Consider the following 16,537-nt stretch of genomic DNA (forward strand, 5'->3'; position numbering starts at 1 on the left):
CGGACCCACTTGGCTACTCCCGGGGGAGTAGCACCACCGGATGAGGCGCACCCTCGGGTCTATGTCATAGATTGCCGCGTATGACCAGGTCAGATCGGGCGGTGCCGCCCGTCGTCGCGGGCGCGCTGGTGCTGAACGCCGCCCTCACCGGGACGGCAGGTCCGATCGGCTACGCCCTCCTGCTGGGCTCGGCCGCGCTGCTGTACTTCCACCGCACCAGCCCGAGGCCGGTCCTCGCCCTCGCCACCGCCTGCGCCGTCGCCTACATGCTGTCGGTCGAGGCCGAAATCGTCGCCGGACTGCCCGCGATGATCGCGCTGGCCAGCGTGGTGCGGGCGGGGCAGCGCTCGTTCGCGGTCACCGCCGCGCTGACGCTGACCTCCGGCATGGTGGCCGCATATCTGCTCGCCGGCCAGCCCGTCGTCGAGGCGGTCAAGGGCGGCGGCCTCGTCATGGGCTGGTTCGTCGCCGCCATGGCGATGGGCGTCGCCCTGCTCGGCGCCGACGAGCGCGCGGCCGAGGCCGAGCGCACCCGCGAGGAGGCCGCCCTGCGGCGGGCCGAGCAGGAGCGGCTGCGGATCGCCCGCGAACTGCACGACACCCTCACCCACGAGATCTCCATCATCAAGGTGCAGGCCGGGGTGGCCGTCCACCTGGCGAGGAAGCGCGGCGATGCGGTCCCGGCCGCGCTGGAGGCCATCCAGGAGGCCAGCGGGCAGGCGATGCGCGAGCTGCGCGCCACGCTGGAGGCGCTGCGCGACGACACCGTGGCGCTGGCCCGTCTGCCAGGACTGGTCGAGCGCACCAAGGCCGCCGGGCAGGACGTCCGGCTGACCGTCGAGGGGCGGCCGAGACCGCTGCCCGAGCCGGTCGAGCAAGCCGCCTACCGCATCGTCCAGGAGGCGCTGACGAACGTCTCCAAGCACGCGGGCGACGGCGCCGCCGCCGACGTCGTGGTCGGCTACGGCACGGCCGGCGTCACCCTGAAGGTGGACGACAACGGCCGCGCCCCCGGCTCCGCCTCGCAGCCGGGCGTGGGCCTGACCGGGATGCGCGAGCGGGTGAGCGCGCTCGGCGGCTCGTTGTCGGCCGGACCCCGCCCGGAGGGCGGCTTCAGCGTGCGCGCGGAGCTGCCCGCATGATCCGGGTCCTGCTGGCCGACGACCAGCGGCTGATCAGGGCCGGCTTTCGCGCGCTGCTGGAGGCCGAGGACACCGTCGAGGTGGTCGGCGAGGCCGCCAACGGCGCGCAGGCCGTCGAACTGGTCCGTGAACTGCTGCCCGACGTGGTGCTGCTCGACATCCAGATGCCCGAGATGAACGGGATCGAGGCCACCGAGCGCATCGCCGCCGACCCCCGCCTGTCCGGCGTGCGGGTGGTCATCCTCACCAACTACGGGCTCGACGAGTACGTGTTCTCCGCGCTGCGCGCCGGTGCGGCCGGCTTCCTGCTCAAGGACACCGACCCGGCCGACCTGGTCCAGGCCGTCGGCGTGGTGCACCGGGGCGACGCGCTGCTGTCGCCCGGCATCACCCGCAGGCTGATCAGCGAGTTCGTCACCCGGCCGCCGCTGACGCTGCCGCCGGGCGAGGCCGAACTGCTGACCGCCCGCGAGCGGGAGGCCGTGGCGCTGGTGGCGCGCGGCATGACCAACGCCGAGATCGCCGCCAGCATGGTGGTCAGCCCGTTCACCGCCAAGACCCACGTCAGCCGGGCGATGACCAAGCTCGGCGCCCGCGACCGCGCTCAGCTCGTGGTCTTCGCCTACGAGTCCGGGCTGGTCAGGCCCCGGGCCTGAGCCGGGCCGCCGCCCGCCGGAAGCGCGCCGCCATCGCGGCGACGGCCTCGGCCAGCTCGGGCGGCTCGACCACCTCGAAGTCCGTGTCGTAGAACCCGAGCCACACCGCGACGCCGGCCAGGTCGTCGCCGCCGAGGCGCAGCAGGCAGGTGTTCTCGTCCACCGGCTCGACCTCCAGATCCGGCGAGATGCGGGAGATCCGCTCGGCCGGGGCGAACAGCCGCACCGTCGCCCGGTAGCGCCACATCGCGGTGTTCACGCCCTTCTCCACGAACGCGCCCACGTCGCCGGGCAGCTCGCGCGGCACGAACCTCGGCCCCGTCGGAACCCTCGGCGCGACCCGGTCCACCCGGAAGGTGCGCCAGTCGTCGCGCCCGACGTCCCACGCCATCAGGTACCAGCGGCCCCGCATATGGACCAGCCGGTACGGCTCCACGTCCCTGACCGTCACGGACCCGTCGTGCCCGGTGTAGTCGAAGCGCAGCCGCTCGTGGTCGCGCGCCGCGTTGGCGATCGCGGTCAGCACCTCCGGCTGGACCACCGGGGCCGCCCCCGGGACCTGCACCGTGTAGGTGTTGAGCGCGTTGACCCGCCGCCGCAGCCGCGACGGCATAACCTGCTCCAGCTTGGCCAGTGCGCGCACCGAGGTCTCCTCGATGCCCGCCACCCCGCCCCCGGCCGCGCGGCCCAGCCCGACGGCCACGGCGACCGCCTCCTCGTCGTCGAGCAGCAGCGGCGGCAGCGCGGCCCCGGCGCCCAGCCGGTAGCCGCCCGCGACGCCGGGGGTGGCGTGGACGGGGTAGCCGAGGGTGCGCAGCCGTTCGACGTCGTTCCTGATGGTCCTGGTCGAGACGCCGAGGCGGGTGGCGAGTTCGGGTCCTGGCCAGTCGCGGTGCGCCTGGAGCAGGGACAGCAGTTTGAGCAGCCGGGCCGAGGTCTCCAACATGCCTGCCAGTCTGCCCTGAAACGGGGAAGGGTTTCTTCCTCGATAGGGCGTGACCTGGCGTCGTCACGGCGACCCGCCCCCACCGGTGCCGGGCGCCCGCGAGGCCGGTCCGGGCGGCGGCGGGAGGCGGTGGGGTGGCCGGGCCGTGACGTCAGAAGAGTTTGCCGGCCTGCTGCACCAGCGTGAGCACGGTGAGCGCCCCGAAGAAGGCCACCGACCAGAACAGCGCCGCCAGCCGGTACGAGCGCACCCTGATCGGCGCCGGCAGCGCCCGCCGGTTGAGCACGATCAGCAGGATCGAGTACACGAACATCATCACCGCCGCGAAGCTGGCGGAGAACACCAGCAGCACCAGCGGCTGGTCCAGGCCCAGCAACAGGATCGCGGTGCCCACCAGCGTCATCGCCCACACGGTGAGGAAGTAGACCCGGTTCACCGAGATGCCGCGCTCGCGGAGGTACACGGTCTTGATCACGTCCGAGGCCAGGCGCGAGGTGTAGTCGACGATGCCCATCGCCGAGGCGAACAGCGACAGCGCGCCGATCACCCAGAACAGCACCCCGAACCACGGCCCGACCACGCTCTGCAGCGTCTCGCCCTCCACCTTGAGGAAGGCGATGCTGTTGGCCAGGCCGTCCTTCCCGAACACGGTCGAGTAGGCGAGCATCGACATCAGCGCGATCGTCACGAACGACACCAGCGCGAACGTGGTGCCCTGCTCGACGTTGGCGAAGCGCCACCAGCGGCGCCAGCGGGCCAGGTTCTCCTTCGTCGGCGCGAACTGGAAGCCCGTCGAGGCGGCCGCCTCCTCGTGGCCGGTGACCGGGCTGACCAGGCGCGGCACGTAGGCGCCCATGCCGTAGCCCTTGTCGCGGATCCAGTTGCTCTGGCACAGGTTCTGCCCGCCGCCCGCGCCCGCGTAGGCGATGGCACCCATGAGCACGGCGAACTCCAGCGGCGGCACCGGGAAGCTCGCGCCGGTCGTCAGCCCCTGGCCGAGCGCCACCCAGGCGTCGGCGTTGATGGCGAAGACGATCGCCACGACCACCAGGACGAGCACCAGGGCGATCTTGACGAAGATCACCCGCTCCAGGACCGTGTAGATGACCGGCGCGAGCGTCAGCGCCAGCGCGATCACCACCAGCATGCCGATCGCGATGTAGCGGACGCCGCCCGCGCCGGAGCCGGTGAGGTAGGTGACCATCGTCGCCGACGTCGTGACCCAGCCGGGCCACAGGTTGGAGCACAGCGTCATGACGACGAAGACCAGGCCCCAGTGCCGCCACAACCGGCTGAAACCGGTGAGCGCGGTCTCACCGGTGGCCAGCGTGTACCTCTCGATCTCCATGTTGAGGAACCACTGGGTGACGATGCCGACGAGGGCGCCCCAGATGAACACCAGGCCCACCTGGGAGGCGATGTACGGCCACAGGATGAACTCGCCGGAGGCCAGGCCCACCCCGGCGCCGACCAGGCCGGGGCCGACGACCCGCCAGGTGGAGCGGGGCGGTTCGGGCAGGTCGTGCACGGTGACGCGGGGAAGCACGCGGTCCGGGACGGTGGGGGTGAAGTCCGTCATGACGCGACGCTACTCCCGCAGTCAGGATTCGGAAACCTTTAGAACATATTCTCCACGGTCCGTAAATCCGGTTACCTGCGCGCCGTTCGCCATGAGCCCGCCCAGGACCTCCCGCGTGGCCATGCGCCACGCCCGGCCCGCGCCCGGGTCCGCGCGCCGCAGCGTCTCGATGTCGCCGGGCGTCGCCACCAGCACGACCGGGCCCTCGGCCCGCTGTGTCACCGGCAGCCCGTCCCGCTCGGCCAGCCCCGTCACGGCCCCCTCCAGCGAGTACGGCCCGGCCGCCTCCGTCAGCCGCCACACCGCGAGCAGCCGGTCGGACTCGTCGCCCGCGTTGATCGCGTCGGCCATGACGCCGTAGAAGGAGCACAGGTACTCCTCCGGCCGCGCCCCCAGCTTCACCAGGTTGAACCGGGCGTTGCGCCGTACCAGCGGGTCGAAGGTCCAGGTGATGCGGGTCAGCCCGCGCGCCAGCGCCCACTCGCGCTGGTGCGCCTTGAGCGCCGGCCCGACTCCCTTGCCGATCACCGCGCCGGTCACGTGCGAGTGGAGCGTGCGGTCCTTCGCCAGGATGCCCACCGAGCCGCCGACCAGTTCCTCGCCCGCGTACGCGCCCGCCACGTAGCCGCCCGCGTGGGAGAAGACCTTCATGAGCTCCAGCGTCACCGGCGGATTGCCCGGTTCCGGGTGCCAGATGCCGTCGAAGAGCCGGTACAGGTCGGCGAACTCCCGCATCTCGTGCAGTTCGCGGATCCGCACGCCCGCCGTCACGACGCCCCGCCGAGGACGGCGCCGACCAGGTCGCGCAGCAGTTCGGCCCGGCGCGGCATCTCGGCCACGACCACGTGCTCGTGGTCGGCATGGGCGCCGCCGCCCACCGCGCCGAGGCCGTCCAGCGTCGGGCAGCCGACCCCGGCGGTGAAGTTCCCGTCGGAGGCCCCGCCCACGTGCGCCTGCGTCAGCGGCACCGGGCTGAGCCGCTGGGCCAGCGCGAACAGCCCGGCCGAGCTCGCCGCCTCCAGCGGCCTGCGGTTCGGCCCGCCGCTCACCTCGACCCGCGCCCCCGGCAGCCGCGCGGTGAGCCCGCGCATCAGCGTGTCCACCCGCTCCTGGGCGGCGACCGTCGCCACGCGCACGTCCACGCCCAGCCGGGCGCCGGCGGGCACGGTGTTGACCGTCGAGCCGCCCGACAAAACCGTCGGCGTCACCGTCGTGGCCAGTTCCCTCGGCAGTCCCGGCTCGTCCACCAGCTCGGCGAGGCCCGCGACGGCCAGGATCTGGTGGGCCAGCTCGATCCCGGCGTTGACGCCGTTCCACGGCTCCAGCCCGGCGTGCGCGGCCCGGCCGCGCACCTCGACACGGTAGTCGGAGGTGCCCTTGCGCGCGGTCTTCAGCGCGCCGCCGTCGGCGCTGGCCTCCAGCACGAACGCGGCGTCGAGGCCGCGCGCGGCGTCCTCGATCAGCGCGGAGGACGTCTTCGAGCCGACCTCCTCGTCACCCGTCACCAGGACGGTGACCCCGTCCAGGTCGGCGAGGCCGGACAGCGCGTGGAACAACTGCACCAGGCCCGCCTTCATGTCGAAGACGCCGGGCCCCCTCGCGATGCCGTCCACCACCGACCACGGGTGCGTGCGCAGCGTGCCCGTCGGCCACACCGTGTCGTGGTGGCCGAGCAGCAGCACCCTCGGGGTGCCGAACCGCCAGCGCAGATGCGTGACCCCGTCCAGGACGAGATACTCGGGTTCGGCCCCCAGCAGCCGGGTGCCGAGCGCGCCCACGACCTTCGCGCTGCGCGCCACCGCCGGGAGGTCGCCGGAGAACGACTCGCAGGTCACCAGCTCACCGAGATCGTCGATCATGCCAGTCGCTCCCTCAGGAATCGGTGGACGTTCCCACCGATGATCTTGGCCGTGTCCGCCTCCGGCAGGCCGCGCCCGAGCAGCCCCTCCGTCACCATGGGCAGCCCCGAGGGCCCCTCCAGGCCCGGGATCGCGGCCAGCGGGTCGAGGCCGAAGACGTCGTCGTTCTCGCAGCACGGCGGCGTCAGCTCCTTGAGCACCTCGTACACGAAGTCCGGCCCCAGCCCCACATGGTCGAGGCCCGCCACCCCCACCAGGTGCTCGATGTGGTCGAGCAGGTGGTCCAGCTCCGCCTTCGCGGGGTCGTCGGTCAGGAACGGGGCGAAGAAGTTCACACACACCACGCCGCCGGTCGCGGCCACGCCGCGCACCTGCTCGTCGGTCAGGTTGCGGTGGTGCTCGCGCAGCGCGCGGGCGCTGGAGTGCGTCGCCATCACCGGCCGCGTCGCCAGCTCCAGCACGTGCGCGACCCCGGAGGCGCCCAGGTGCGAGACGTCGAAGACGATGCCGAGCCGTTCGAACTCGGCCAGCGCCGCCACGCCGTGCGAGGTCAGGCCGCTGCCGGTGGCGTCCTCGCCGCTGCCGTCGGCCAGCGGCGTGCGCCCCCAGTGGGCGATCGAGGCGATCCGCACGCCCAGCCGGTGCAGCGTCGGGATCAGCTCCACGCTCGCGTCGAGTCCGGGCATGCTCTCCATCGCCAGCACCAGCGCGATCACGCCGCGCGCCAGCGCGCGGTCGATCTCCTCCCCGGTACGGCACAGCGCCACCGCGTCCGGGTTGCCCTCGGCGATCACGTGCGCGCACTCGATCATCCGCAGCGTCTGCCGCAGCGCGCCCTCCGGGCGGAAGCCGTCGTCGATGAAGACCGGCAGGACCTGGAGGTTCACGCCGCCCGCCTGGAGCTGGGGCAGCCAGCGGGCGCGGAAGAACCCGGCCCACTGGCCCGGCGGGCGGGCGGAGACCGCCATCAGCAGGTCGTTGTGGGTGTCGGCCACGACAGCACGCTGGTGGAGGGGTGTCGTCATACCGCCGACGTTACCCAATGCACGGACAGTGATCATTTGTCCGCGCGCACGAATCCCGCCCGCTTTCTGGGTCAGTGCGACGAACGGGCCACGAAGCGGTAGGCGGGCAGCGGCGGGCTCGCGGTGAGCCGCCGGTAGAGGGCGGTGCGGGCGGGCCAGTTGTTGGTGATCCGGCCCTGGGCGTTCTTGTACCAGCTCCCGCACTCCCGGCCCCACACCATGCCGGCCATCGCCCGTTCGAGCCGCCGCCTGTAGGCGGCCATCACCTCCTCGCGCACCTCCATGGGGCCGTGCGAGCCGAGGAGCGGCAGGCAGTTCAGGATGTGCCGCACCTGGCACTCGATCATGAAGACGATCGAGTTGTGGCCCAGGTTGGTGTTGGGCCCGTACAGCAGGAACAGGTTGGGGAAGCGCGGCACCGAGATCCCCAGGTAGGCTTCGGCGCCCTCGCGCCAGCGCTCCCGCAGGTCGCTCCCGTCGCGGCCGGTCACCGCGATCGGTGCCAGGAACTCGGTGGTCCGGAAACCGGTGGCGTAGACGATGGTGTCCGCCCGGCGGGTACCCGCCGTGGTCTGCAGGCCGTCCGGGGTGATGCGGACGATCGGGTCGGTCACGACCTCCACGTTCGGCCGGGTGAGGGCGGGGTAGAAGCCGCTGTCCACGAGGATCCGCTTGCAGCCCGGAGGGTATTCGGGGGTGAGCTTGCGCCGCAGGACGGGGTCGGCGACGCTGCCGCGCAGGTGGTGGCGGGCCCGCGCCCGGAGGATCCCGGCGCTCCAGCCCTGGGCGAACGCGGGCCAGAGGGCGGCCTCGAAGTACTGGTAGATCCAGGAGCGGTAGGCGCTCTGGAGGCCGGGCACGTGGTGCAGCGCCATCCGGGTGAGCGGGCCGAAGGCCGCGTCGGCCTTGCCGATCACCCAGCTCGGGGTGCGCTGGTAGAGGTCGAGGCGGGCGGCGCGGGCGGCGACGTCGGGGATGAGCTGCGCGGCCGACGAGCCGTTGCCGACGACCGCGACGTGGCGGCCGGTGAGATCGTGGCCGTGGTCCCAGCGGGCGGAGTGGAAGGAGACCCCGGCGAAGTCGTCCCTGCCGGGGATGTCGGGCAGGCGGGGGAGGCTGAGCTGGCCGACGGCGCACACCACCGCGTCGAAGTCCGCCTCCTCGCCGGAGGCGGTGGTGAGGGTCCAGCTCCGGCCGGTGAAGTCGGCCGCGACCACCTCCACCCCGAACCTGATTTTTCGCCTGACACCGTATTTATCGGCGCAACGGTCTAGATAGCTGAGAATTTCGGGTTGGCCGGGGTAGCGGCGCGACCACGAGGCGTACTTCTCGAACGAGTACGAGTACAGGTGCGATGGTATGTCGCAGCCCGCCCCCGGATAGGCGTTGTCGCGCCACGTGCCGCCCAGCCCGGACGCCTTCTCGAAGACGGTGTACGACGTGATCCCCGCGCGTTCGAGCTGAATCGCCATGCACAGCCCGCCGAATCCGGAACCGATGATCGCGACCCTGGGTGTCATGTACGGCCTCCCGTGGTTGCCCGCTTTCCTCCAGCGTCGCCGTACATCGGAGCGCGCGCCAGATCCGTTCTCGTGTGTGAGGGCCCGCCCGATAGTCTGCGCAGCGTGACGCTGGCAGATGTGATCGAGAAGCTTGAGGCGGCCTACCCCACGGAACGCGCCGAATCCTGGGACGCCGTCGGCCTGGTCGCCGGAGACCCGGACCAGCGGGTGCGCAAGGTGCTGTTCGCCGTCGATCCGGTCGCCGTCGTGGCCGAGGAGGCGATCGAGTGGGGCGCCGACCTGATCGTCACCCACCACCCCCTCTACCTGCGCGGCACCACCAGCGTGGCGGCCACCACCCCCAAGGGCCGCCTGATCCACACCCTGATCCGGCACGGCATCGCGCTCTACACCGCCCACACCAACGCCGACGTCGCCAACCCCGGCGTCTCCGACGCCCTCGCCAGGGCCGTCGGGCTCACCGGCGACCTCGTGCCGCTCCGGCCGCTGCCCGACGACCCGTGGCGCGGCCTCGGCCGTATCGGCGAATTCGACCGGTCGCCGACCCTCGGCGAGTTCGCCGAGCAGGCCGCCGCCGGACTGCCCGCGACCGCCTGGGGCATCCGCGTCGCGGGCGAGCTGTCGCGCCCGGTCCGCCGCGTCGCCGTCAGCGGCGGCTCCGGAGACTCCCTGCTCTCCGCGGCCCGCGCGGCCGGCGTCGACGTCTTCCTCACGGCCGACCTGCGCCACCACCCGGCCAGCGAGTTCATGGAGGCGGGCGGGCCCGCGCTCATCGACGCCGCCCACTGGGCCACCGAATGGCCCTGGCTCGACAGCGCGGCGTCCATCCTGGCCGCCAGTGGCGTTACCGTTGAGACGCGCGTCTCCGCCACGGTCACCGATGCTTGGACAAGAGGATACTGATCATGAAAGCAGCCCCTGAGGCCCAAAAGCGCCTGCTCGACCTGGCTGAGCTCGACTCCATCGCCGACCGGCTGGCCCACCGCCGCCGCACCCTGCCGGAACTCGCCGAGATCGACGAGCAGACCAAGCAGTTCGCCCGGTTCGCGACCGAGGCGATCGAGGCCGAGACCGAGGCCAGTGACCTGGCCCGCGAGCAGGGCAAGGCCGAGTCCGACGTCGACACCGTCCGCACCCGTGCCGACCGCGACCAGAAGCGGCTCGACTCCGGCGCCGTCACCTCGCCCAAGGACCTCGCCAGCCTCCAGTCCGAGATCGTCTCCCTCCAGCGGCGGCAGGGCGACCTGGAGGAGGTCGTCCTGGAGATCATGGAGCGCCGCGAGGCCGCCGACACCAAGGTCCGCGACCTCGTCGCCCGCCGCGACGAGATCGCCGCCAGCCGCTCGGCCGCCGAGGAGCGCCGCGACACCGCCCTCGCCGAACTCGACAAGGAGGCCGCCGACGTCGCCGGCCGCCGCACCGGCGTCGCCGCCGACCTGCCCGCCGACCTGGGCGCCCTCTACGACAAGCTCAGGCAGCAGTACGGCGTCGCCGCCGCCAAGCTCTACCGGGGCCAGTGCCAGGGCTGCAAGGTGTCGCTGTCCATCGCCGAGATGAACCGGCTCAAGGCGGCGCCCCACGACGAGGTGCTGCGTTGCGAGGAGTGCCGCCGGATCCTGGTGCGTACCCCAGAGTCGGGCCTGTGACCGTCTACACCATCGAGGCCGACGGCGGCTCGCGCGGCAACCCCGGCCCGGCGGGCTACGGCGCGGTCGTGCTGTCCGAGGACGGCTCCGTGCTCGCCGAGACCGCCGAGGCCATCGGGATCGCCACCAACAACGTGGCCGAGTACCAAGGGCTCATCGCCGGGCTGCGCGAGGTGCTGCGGCTGGGCGGCGACGGGTCGGCCGTGGCCGTCCGGATGGACTCCAAGCTGGTCATCGAGCAGATGGCGGGCCGCTGGAAGATCAAGAACGAGGGTCTGCGCCCGCTCGCCCTCGAAGCCGCCCAACTCGCCAGGCGGCTGCGGGTGACCGAGTGGACGTGGATCCCGAGAGCGCGCAACACCCGCGCCGACCGCCTGGCCAACGAGGCCATGGACGCCGCCGCGAGCGGCGAGCCCTGGCGCCCCCAGCAGTCGTTGTTCGACGAGGGCACCGCAAGACCCACTGCGGCGCCTTCAGAACCCGCGGCGACGCGCGCCTCCGCGCCGTCCGCCTCAGTGGCCTCGGACCAGTTGCGGCAGGCGGGCACCGGGTGGGCGGCCCCCACCCGGGTGGCGACCTCGCTGCTGCTGCTCCGGCACGGCGAGACGCCCCTGTCGGCGGAACGCCGCTTCTCCGGACTCGGCGACCCCGACCTCACCGCCACCGGCCTGGCCCAGGCCGAGGCGGCGGCCACGCGGCTGGCGCGGCCGCCGTACCGGATCGACCTGATCGTCTCCTCGCCCCTCAAGCGGGCCAGGCAGACGGCCGAGGCGGTGGCCCGCCGCACCGGGCTCGGTGTCGAGGTGGACGCAGACCTCAGAGAGACCGATTTCGGTGACTGGGAGGGCCACACGTTCACCGAGATCCAGCGCCGCTGGCCCGACGAGCTGACCGCGTGGCTGGCCGACCCGGCCGTCGCCCCGCCCGGCGGCGAGAGCTTCGCCGAGGCGGCCCGCCGCGTCCAGCGCGCCCGCGACCGGCTGACCGAGCGGCATCTCGGCAGGACCGTCCTCGCCGTCACCCACGTGACGCCCATCAAGACGCTCCTGCGTCTCGCCCTCACGGCCCCGCCCGCCGCCCTCTACCGCATGCACCTCGACCTGGCCTGCCTGTCCCTGATCGAGTACTACGCCGACGGCAACGCGGTCGTGAAGTCGTTCAACGACACGGCGCACCTGGGGTGAGGGTTTGGTAATGTCGGCGGTGGACGAGCCGGCCGGGCGGCCGCGTCGGGCCCTCACGGGCCCGCCGAGGAAGGTCCGGGCTCCACAGGGCAGGGTGGTCGGCAACACCGACCCGGGGTGACCCGCGGGACAGTGCCACAGAGAGCAGACCGCCTCCCCTCACCGGGAGGTAAGGGTGAAAGGGTGGTGTAAGAGACCACCAGCGCCCACGGTGACGTGGGCGGCTAGGTAAACCCCACCCGGAGCAAGGTCAAGATTGGGGTGCGGTGCTCCGGCATCGCTCCTCGCGCGCGACGTTCGAGGGCTGCCCGCCCGAGTCGCGCGGGTAGACCGCTTGAGGTCGCCGGCAACGGCGACCCTAGATGGATGGCCGCCCCCTCTCCGGAGGGACAGAACCCGGCCTACAGGCCGGCTCGTCCGTCACTCGGTTCCAGGACCACCACGGGGATCTCCCGCCGGGTCCTGGCCTCGTAGCTGTGGTAGACGGGCGCCATCTCGGTCATCTTCCGCCACAGCCGCTCCCGCTCGGCTCCCACGGCGGTACGCGCCCGCGCGGTGAACCGCTCGCCCCGTACCTGCACGAGCACGTCGGGATGGGCCACCACGTTGAGATACCACGCGGGATGGGTGTGCGTGATGGCCGAACCCGACGCCACCAGGACATAGCGACCGTCGTCCTCGCCGAAGAACAGCCCGGTGCGCCGCCACCGGCCCGACTTCCTGCCCTTGACGACCAGCACCAGGTTCGTCGCCCCGCCCTCCCGGTAGCCGTCGCGCCCGTCCGTGGCGAGATAGCGGCGCACGTGCTCGGCCACCGACGGGTCCGGGCTGTCCTCGGCCTCGTCCCACACGCTCGCGTCAGTGTTCATCGCCGGAGATCCCCTGGGCGAATCCGCCGTCCACGGCCAGTTCGACGTTCGTGGTGAACGTCGCCTCGAAGGCCATGAACAGGGCGGCGGCGGCGATCTCCGACACGGTGCCGTTGCGGCGCAGCGGCGTCATCGAGTCGCCCTGCTTCTCGAAGGCGGCCCGCTCCTCGTCGTTCAGCCCCGCGACACCCATGGTCGGCGTCTTGATGAACCCCGGCGCCACGGCGTTGACGCGGATCCGCCTCGGCAGGAACTCGGCCGCCCACACCTGGCCGAAGGCCCGCAACGCCTCCTTGGAGCCCGAATAGGTGCTCATCCCGCCGAAGACGCGGTCGTTGGCCACCGTCGTGAGCACGATCGCGCCGCCGTCCTCGATGAACGGCGCCAGCCGCTGCACGGTGAAGAACGCGCCCTTGGCGTTGATGTTGAAATGTCGGTCATAGGACGCTTCCGTCACCTGCTCCAGCGGCTCCAACTCGGCGATGCCGTGGTTGACGAACAACGCGTCGATCCGGCCGAGCCTGTCCTTCACCTGCGCGGCCAGGGCGTCGATGTCGGCCAGGCTGGCCGCGTCAGAGCGTACGGCCAGGCCCCGCGCGCCCAGCTCGGCGCGCGCCGAGGCCAGTGCCTCCTCCTTGCGGCCGGTCACCAGCACCTCGGCGCCGCCGTCCACGAGGGCCTTGGCGATGGCCAGCCCCATGCCGTGCGACCCGCCCGTGACGACGGCCTTCTTCCCTGCGTATCGAGTCATGATCAATGTCCCTTGTCAGTGGTGTTCGCGCTTCCACTGTGCGGGAGCGGACTTTCGGCGGAATTCCGGCGGTGTTTCGCTCGGCTACTGTGGCGGCATGCGCTTCGGGATCCTCGGTCCGCTCGCGGTCTGGACGGCCGACGGCAGGCCGGTCCACGTCCCGGAGGCCAAGGTCAGGACCGTGCTCGCCGTCCTGCTCGCCCACGGCGGCCGGCCGGTGCCCGCCGACCGGCTGATCGACGACCTGTGGGGCGAGCGGCTGCCCGCCCGGCCCGCCGCCGTGCTGCAGACCAAGGTGTCGCAGCTGCGCAAGGCCCTCCAGGACGCCGAGCCCGGCGGACGTGCCCTGGTGGTGTCCGAGCCTGCGGGGTTCGCGCTGCGCGCCGAGCCGGGGTCCGTCGACGCCGACCGGTTCTCCGCACTGGTCGCCCGCGCCTACGCGGCCGGCGACAGTGCGGGTGTGGCGGCGTCGCTGGCCGACGCCCTCGCCCTGTGGCGCGGGCCCGCGTTCGGCGACCTCGCCGACCGTGACTTCGCCCGAGCCTTCGCCGTACGCCTGGAGGAGGAGCGGCTGGCCGCCACCGAGCGCCTGGCCGAGGCCCGGCTGGACCTCGGCGAGCACCGCCTGCTGGTGGCCGAACTCGGCGATCTGGTCGAGCGCCATCCGCTGCGGGAGCGGCTGCGGGCGGCCCACATCCGGGCCCTGTACGGCGCGGGCCGCCAGGCCGAGGCGCTGGCCGGCTACGAGCGGCTGCGCGAGCGGCTGGACGAGGAACTCGGCGTGACCCCGGGCCCGGAACTCGCGGCCCTGCACCAGGCGGTCCTCCGCCAGGACCCGTCGCTGGAGGCGGCGCCCGGCCACCGGCCGCGCACGAACCTGCCGGCGGCCCGTACGGACCTCGTCGGCCGCGAGTGGGCCCTCGCCCACGCCAGCGCCCTGCTGACGGCACAGACCGCCCCTTCCCCCCTGAACCGCCCAGCCGCGCCGAGTGACACCCCGGCCATCCCGAGCCGCCTGGTCACGCTGACCGGGCCGGGTGGCGTGGGCAAGACCCGGCTGGCGCTGGAGATCGCCACCCGGCTGCTCACCGACGCGGGACTCGACGGCGTGTGGCTGGTCGAACTGGGGCTGCTGGAACACTCCGCGCACGAGCGCGAGGCGGCGGAGGCGATCTCGGACGCCGTCGGCCTGCGCGACGACGCCGACAGCCCGGGGGACCCGGCCACCCGGCTCCTCGCCGCGCTGCGCACCCAGCGGGCGCTGATCGTCCTGGACAACGTCGAGCACGTCGTCGAACCGGTCGCGGCACTGACCGACCGGCTCCTCAAGGCCGCGCCCGGCCTGCTCGTCCTTGCCACCGGCCGCGAGCCGCTCGACCTGTCGGGCGAGGTGGTCCTGCATGTACCCCCGCTGGACCTGCCGGACCCCGCTGCCCCCGCACCACCCAGAGCCCACCCTGCGCCCACCGCACCTGCGGTGTCCGCCGCCCCGGCCTCCGTGGATCTCGCCGCGCTCACCGCCTCGGGGGCGGTGCGGCTGTTCGTCGCGCGGGCCGCCGCCGCCGCTCCGGGGTTCGCGCTGGACGCGGGCAACGCCGAGGCGGTGCGGGAGGTCTGCAGACGGCTCGACGGCATCCCGCTCGCGCTGGAACTGGCCGCCGCGAAGGTCCACACGCTCGGCGTCCACGAGGTGTCCCGCCGGTTGGACGACCGCTTCCGGCTGCTCGTCGGACGGCGGCGCGACGCGCCCGCCAGGCAGCAGACCCTGCGCGCGGTCATCGACTGGAGCTGGAGCCTGCTCACCGAACCCGAACGCGTACTGCTGCGCCGCCTGGCCGTCCACCACGGAGGGTGCACGCTGGAGTCCGCCGAGCAGGTCTGCGCGGGGGAGGCCATGGCGGCGGCCGACGTGGCAGACGTCCTGGGCCGCCTGGTGGACCGCTCGCTCGTCGTCATGGCGAACGACGGCGGCCGGCCACGCTACCGGCTCCTGGAGTCCATCGCCGCCTACAGCCTGGAACGCCTGCGCGAGGCGGGCGAGCACGAGGTGTTCAAACGGCGCCACCGCGCGCACTACACCGCCCTGGCCGAGCGCGGCGACCGGCACCTGCGCGGCCACGACCAGCGTCGGTGGCTGCGGCGCCTGGACGGCGAAGGCCCCAATCTGCGGGCGGCCCTCGACTGCGCGATCAAAGACGACACCCCGCCGAGCGGCGATGCGGCCCGGCTGGTCGGGGCGCTGGCCTGGTACTGGGTCCTGCGCGGACGGCTCGGCGAGGGCTGCCGGGCGCTGGCGGCCGTCCTGGAGGTGGATCCGCACGCCACAGCGCGAGGCTGGCTGGCGGGCCTGACGATGTTCGCCGGAGCCGACCACCCCGTGCCGCCGGAGGCCGGGGCGGACGACCTGGCCACCTGGTTCGCGGCCTTCGCCGCGGTCGACTTCGGCGACCTGACGGCCAGCGAGCGGCTGACCGGGCAGGTGCTCGACCGCTTCCTGTCCTCGGGCGACGACTGGGGCGTCGCCGCCGCGCTGATGACCCGTGCGAAGCAGGCCCTGGTACGCGGCGACCTGGCCGCCCTGGAACGTGACGGCACCAGCAGCCTGGCCCGTTTCCAGGAACTGGGCGAACGGTGGGGACAGATCCAGGCGGCCAACCTCCTCGGGACGCTGGCCGAGATCAGGGGCGACTACGAGCAGGCCATGCGGTTGCGCGGCGACGGCCTCCGGATGGCCGAAGAGCTCGGGCTGTGGAACGAGGTCGCCTACCGGCTGTCGGCGCTGGGTCGTACCGCGCTGCTCATGGGCGACCACGACGCGGCCGACGATTTCCACCGGCGTGCCCGCGAACGGGCGCTGGAGCAGTCGAACACCCTCGCTCACGAGCTCGCCGAACTCGGTCTCGCGCTCGCCGCCCGCCGCCGGGGCGACCTGGACGCGGCCGAGGCGTTCCTGCGGCACTGGCTCGACTGGAACCGCCGGATCGCGCCCGACACGGGCACCGCGCTGATCCTGGCCGAGCTGGGCTTCATCGCCGAACTACGCGGGGACGCCGATGCCGCGCTGGCCCTGCACCAGGAGGGGCACGCGGCGGCAGCGGCCACGGGCGATCCGAGGGCGGTGGCGCTCGCCCTCGAAGGGCTCGCCGGCGCGCACGCGCTGGCGGGCGAGCACCGGCGCGCGGCCCGTCTCCTCGGTACGGCCGCAGCCGCCCGCGAGTCGGTGGGCGCCCCGCTGCCGCTCGCCGAACGCGGCGACGTGGACCGTATCGCGTCGGCGCTCCGGATCGCGCTCGGACAGGAGGCGTTCGCGGCCGAGTCCATCGTGAAGCCGGATTCCGGGATGGTCTAGCCTGATTC

At 73.0% G+C, this 16,537-nt stretch carries 13 protein-coding genes, 1 other RNA gene and 1 pseudogene; 7 read left to right on the forward strand and 8 right to left on the reverse strand.

The genetic code is table 11. The features are described 5' to 3' along the window. Positions 1-80 precede the first annotated feature (80 nt). Both ABD120_RS01230 and ABD120_RS01235 read left to right on the forward strand, forming a co-directional pair. The gene (locus ABD120_RS01230; RefSeq protein ID WP_343947754.1) at positions 81-1,142 is read left to right on the forward strand and encodes a sensor histidine kinase; all 1,062 of its coding nucleotides are present in this window, start codon (positions 81-83) and stop codon (positions 1,140-1,142) included. Further along, positions 1,139-1,798: a response regulator transcription factor gene (locus tag ABD120_RS01235; RefSeq protein ID WP_343947755.1), complete on the forward strand. Its 660-nt coding sequence runs from the start codon at positions 1,139-1,141 to the stop codon at positions 1,796-1,798. Before ABD120_RS01230 ends, ABD120_RS01235 begins: the two co-directional genes overlap by 4 nt. Here the strand turns inward: ABD120_RS01235 and ABD120_RS01240 are convergent. From ABD120_RS01240 to ABD120_RS01265, 6 genes are all read right to left on the reverse strand, one after another. Continuing rightward, positions 1,782-2,744, reverse strand: a complete 963-nt coding sequence (locus tag ABD120_RS01240; protein WP_343947756.1) for a helix-turn-helix transcriptional regulator — start codon at positions 2,742-2,744, stop codon at positions 1,782-1,784. The two genes, ABD120_RS01235 and ABD120_RS01240, sit on opposite strands and share 17 nt — an antisense overlap. A 151-nt stretch (positions 2,745-2,895) precedes the next feature. Then, positions 2,896-4,323: an Nramp family divalent metal transporter gene (locus tag ABD120_RS01245; protein WP_343947757.1), complete on the reverse strand. Its 1,428-nt coding sequence runs from the start codon at positions 4,321-4,323 to the stop codon at positions 2,896-2,898. Positions 4,324-4,344: 21 nt separating this feature from the next. Continuing rightward, a complete protein-coding gene (locus tag ABD120_RS01250) occupies positions 4,345-5,094 on the reverse strand; it encodes a GNAT family N-acetyltransferase (protein ID WP_343947758.1) in 750 nt (249 codons plus the stop codon). Beyond that, positions 5,091-6,182, reverse strand: a complete 1,092-nt coding sequence (locus tag ABD120_RS01255) for a M20 family metallopeptidase (protein ID WP_343947759.1) — start codon at positions 6,180-6,182, stop codon at positions 5,091-5,093. The genes ABD120_RS01250 and ABD120_RS01255 overlap by 4 nt, the downstream gene beginning before the upstream one ends. Continuing rightward, positions 6,179-7,207, reverse strand: a complete 1,029-nt coding sequence (locus tag ABD120_RS01260) for a dipeptidase (RefSeq protein ID WP_343947760.1) — start codon at positions 7,205-7,207, stop codon at positions 6,179-6,181. Before ABD120_RS01260 ends, ABD120_RS01255 begins: the two co-directional genes overlap by 4 nt. Before the next feature lie 71 nt (positions 7,208-7,278). Continuing rightward, on the reverse strand, positions 7,279-8,727 hold the full coding sequence (locus ABD120_RS01265) for a flavin-containing monooxygenase (protein WP_343947761.1): 1,449 nt from the start codon (positions 8,725-8,727) through the stop codon (positions 7,279-7,281). A 105-nt stretch (positions 8,728-8,832) separates the two neighbouring features. Here ABD120_RS01265 and ABD120_RS01270 point away from each other — a divergent pair, with 105 nt between their 5' ends. The 4 genes from ABD120_RS01270 to rnpB all read left to right on the forward strand — a co-directional run bounded on the left by ABD120_RS01270 (position 8,833) and on the right by rnpB (position 11,980). Beyond that, entirely contained in the window at positions 8,833-9,633 is an 801-nt protein-coding gene (locus tag ABD120_RS01270; protein ID WP_343947762.1) for a Nif3-like dinuclear metal center hexameric protein, read from the forward strand. Positions 9,634-9,635: 2 nt separating this feature from the next. After that, on the forward strand, positions 9,636-10,376 hold the full coding sequence (locus ABD120_RS01275) for a zinc ribbon domain-containing protein (protein ID WP_343947763.1): 741 nt from the start codon (positions 9,636-9,638) through the stop codon (positions 10,374-10,376). Further along, positions 10,373-11,560, forward strand: coding sequence for a bifunctional RNase H/acid phosphatase (locus ABD120_RS01280; protein ID WP_343947764.1), 1,188 nt, complete (start codon positions 10,373-10,375; stop codon positions 11,558-11,560). Before ABD120_RS01275 ends, ABD120_RS01280 begins: the two co-directional genes overlap by 4 nt. A 24-nt stretch (positions 11,561-11,584) precedes the next feature. After that, positions 11,585-11,980, forward strand: an RNA gene (rnpB, locus tag ABD120_RS01285) — RNase P RNA component class A. Positions 11,981-11,997: 17 nt separating this feature from the next. Here the strand turns inward: rnpB and ABD120_RS01290 are convergent. Beyond that, positions 11,998-12,429: pseudogene (locus ABD120_RS01290) on the reverse strand (nitroreductase/quinone reductase family protein); the annotation flags it as partial. Continuing rightward, positions 12,419-13,180, reverse strand: a complete 762-nt coding sequence (locus ABD120_RS01295) for an SDR family oxidoreductase (protein WP_343947765.1) — start codon at positions 13,178-13,180, stop codon at positions 12,419-12,421. The gene ABD120_RS01295 and the pseudogene ABD120_RS01290, both read right to left, overlap by 11 nt. A gap of 97 nt (positions 13,181-13,277) precedes the next feature. Here ABD120_RS01295 and ABD120_RS01300 point away from each other — a divergent pair, with 97 nt between their 5' ends. Then, the gene (locus tag ABD120_RS01300) at positions 13,278-16,529 is read left to right on the forward strand and encodes an ATP-binding protein (RefSeq protein WP_343947766.1); all 3,252 of its coding nucleotides are present in this window, start codon (positions 13,278-13,280) and stop codon (positions 16,527-16,529) included. Positions 16,530-16,537 lie beyond the last annotated feature (8 nt).

Origin of the sequence: Nonomuraea longicatena, assembly GCF_039525605.1 — a bacterium.
Taxonomy (GTDB): domain Bacteria; phylum Actinomycetota; class Actinomycetes; order Streptosporangiales; family Streptosporangiaceae; genus Nonomuraea; species Nonomuraea longicatena.

Excerpts from the sequence above, each read along its gene's own strand:
- ABD120_RS01230 (WP_343947754.1), top strand. The coding sequence starts at position 81 with ATGACCAGGTCAGATCGGGCGGTGCCGCCCGTCGTCGCGGGCGCGCTG.
- ABD120_RS01275 (WP_343947763.1), top strand. The coding sequence starts at position 9,636 with ATGAAAGCAGCCCCTGAGGCCCAAAAGCGCCTGCTCGACCTGGCTGAG.
- ABD120_RS01245 (WP_343947757.1), bottom strand. The coding sequence starts at position 4,323 with ATGACGGACTTCACCCCCACCGTCCCGGACCGCGTGCTTCCCCGCGTC.
- ABD120_RS01300 (WP_343947766.1), top strand. The coding sequence starts at position 13,278 with ATGCGCTTCGGGATCCTCGGTCCGCTCGCGGTCTGGACGGCCGACGGC.
- ABD120_RS01260 (WP_343947760.1), bottom strand. The coding sequence starts at position 7,207 with ATGACGACACCCCTCCACCAGCGTGCTGTCGTGGCCGACACCCACAAC.
- ABD120_RS01255 (WP_343947759.1), bottom strand. The coding sequence starts at position 6,182 with ATGATCGACGATCTCGGTGAGCTGGTGACCTGCGAGTCGTTCTCCGGC.
- ABD120_RS01265 (WP_343947761.1), bottom strand. The coding sequence starts at position 8,727 with ATGACACCCAGGGTCGCGATCATCGGTTCCGGATTCGGCGGGCTGTGC.
- ABD120_RS01240 (WP_343947756.1), bottom strand. The coding sequence starts at position 2,744 with ATGTTGGAGACCTCGGCCCGGCTGCTCAAACTGCTGTCCCTGCTCCAG.
- ABD120_RS01295 (WP_343947765.1), bottom strand. The coding sequence starts at position 13,180 with ATGACTCGATACGCAGGGAAGAAGGCCGTCGTCACGGGCGGGTCGCAC.
- ABD120_RS01235 (WP_343947755.1), top strand. The coding sequence starts at position 1,139 with ATGATCCGGGTCCTGCTGGCCGACGACCAGCGGCTGATCAGGGCCGGC.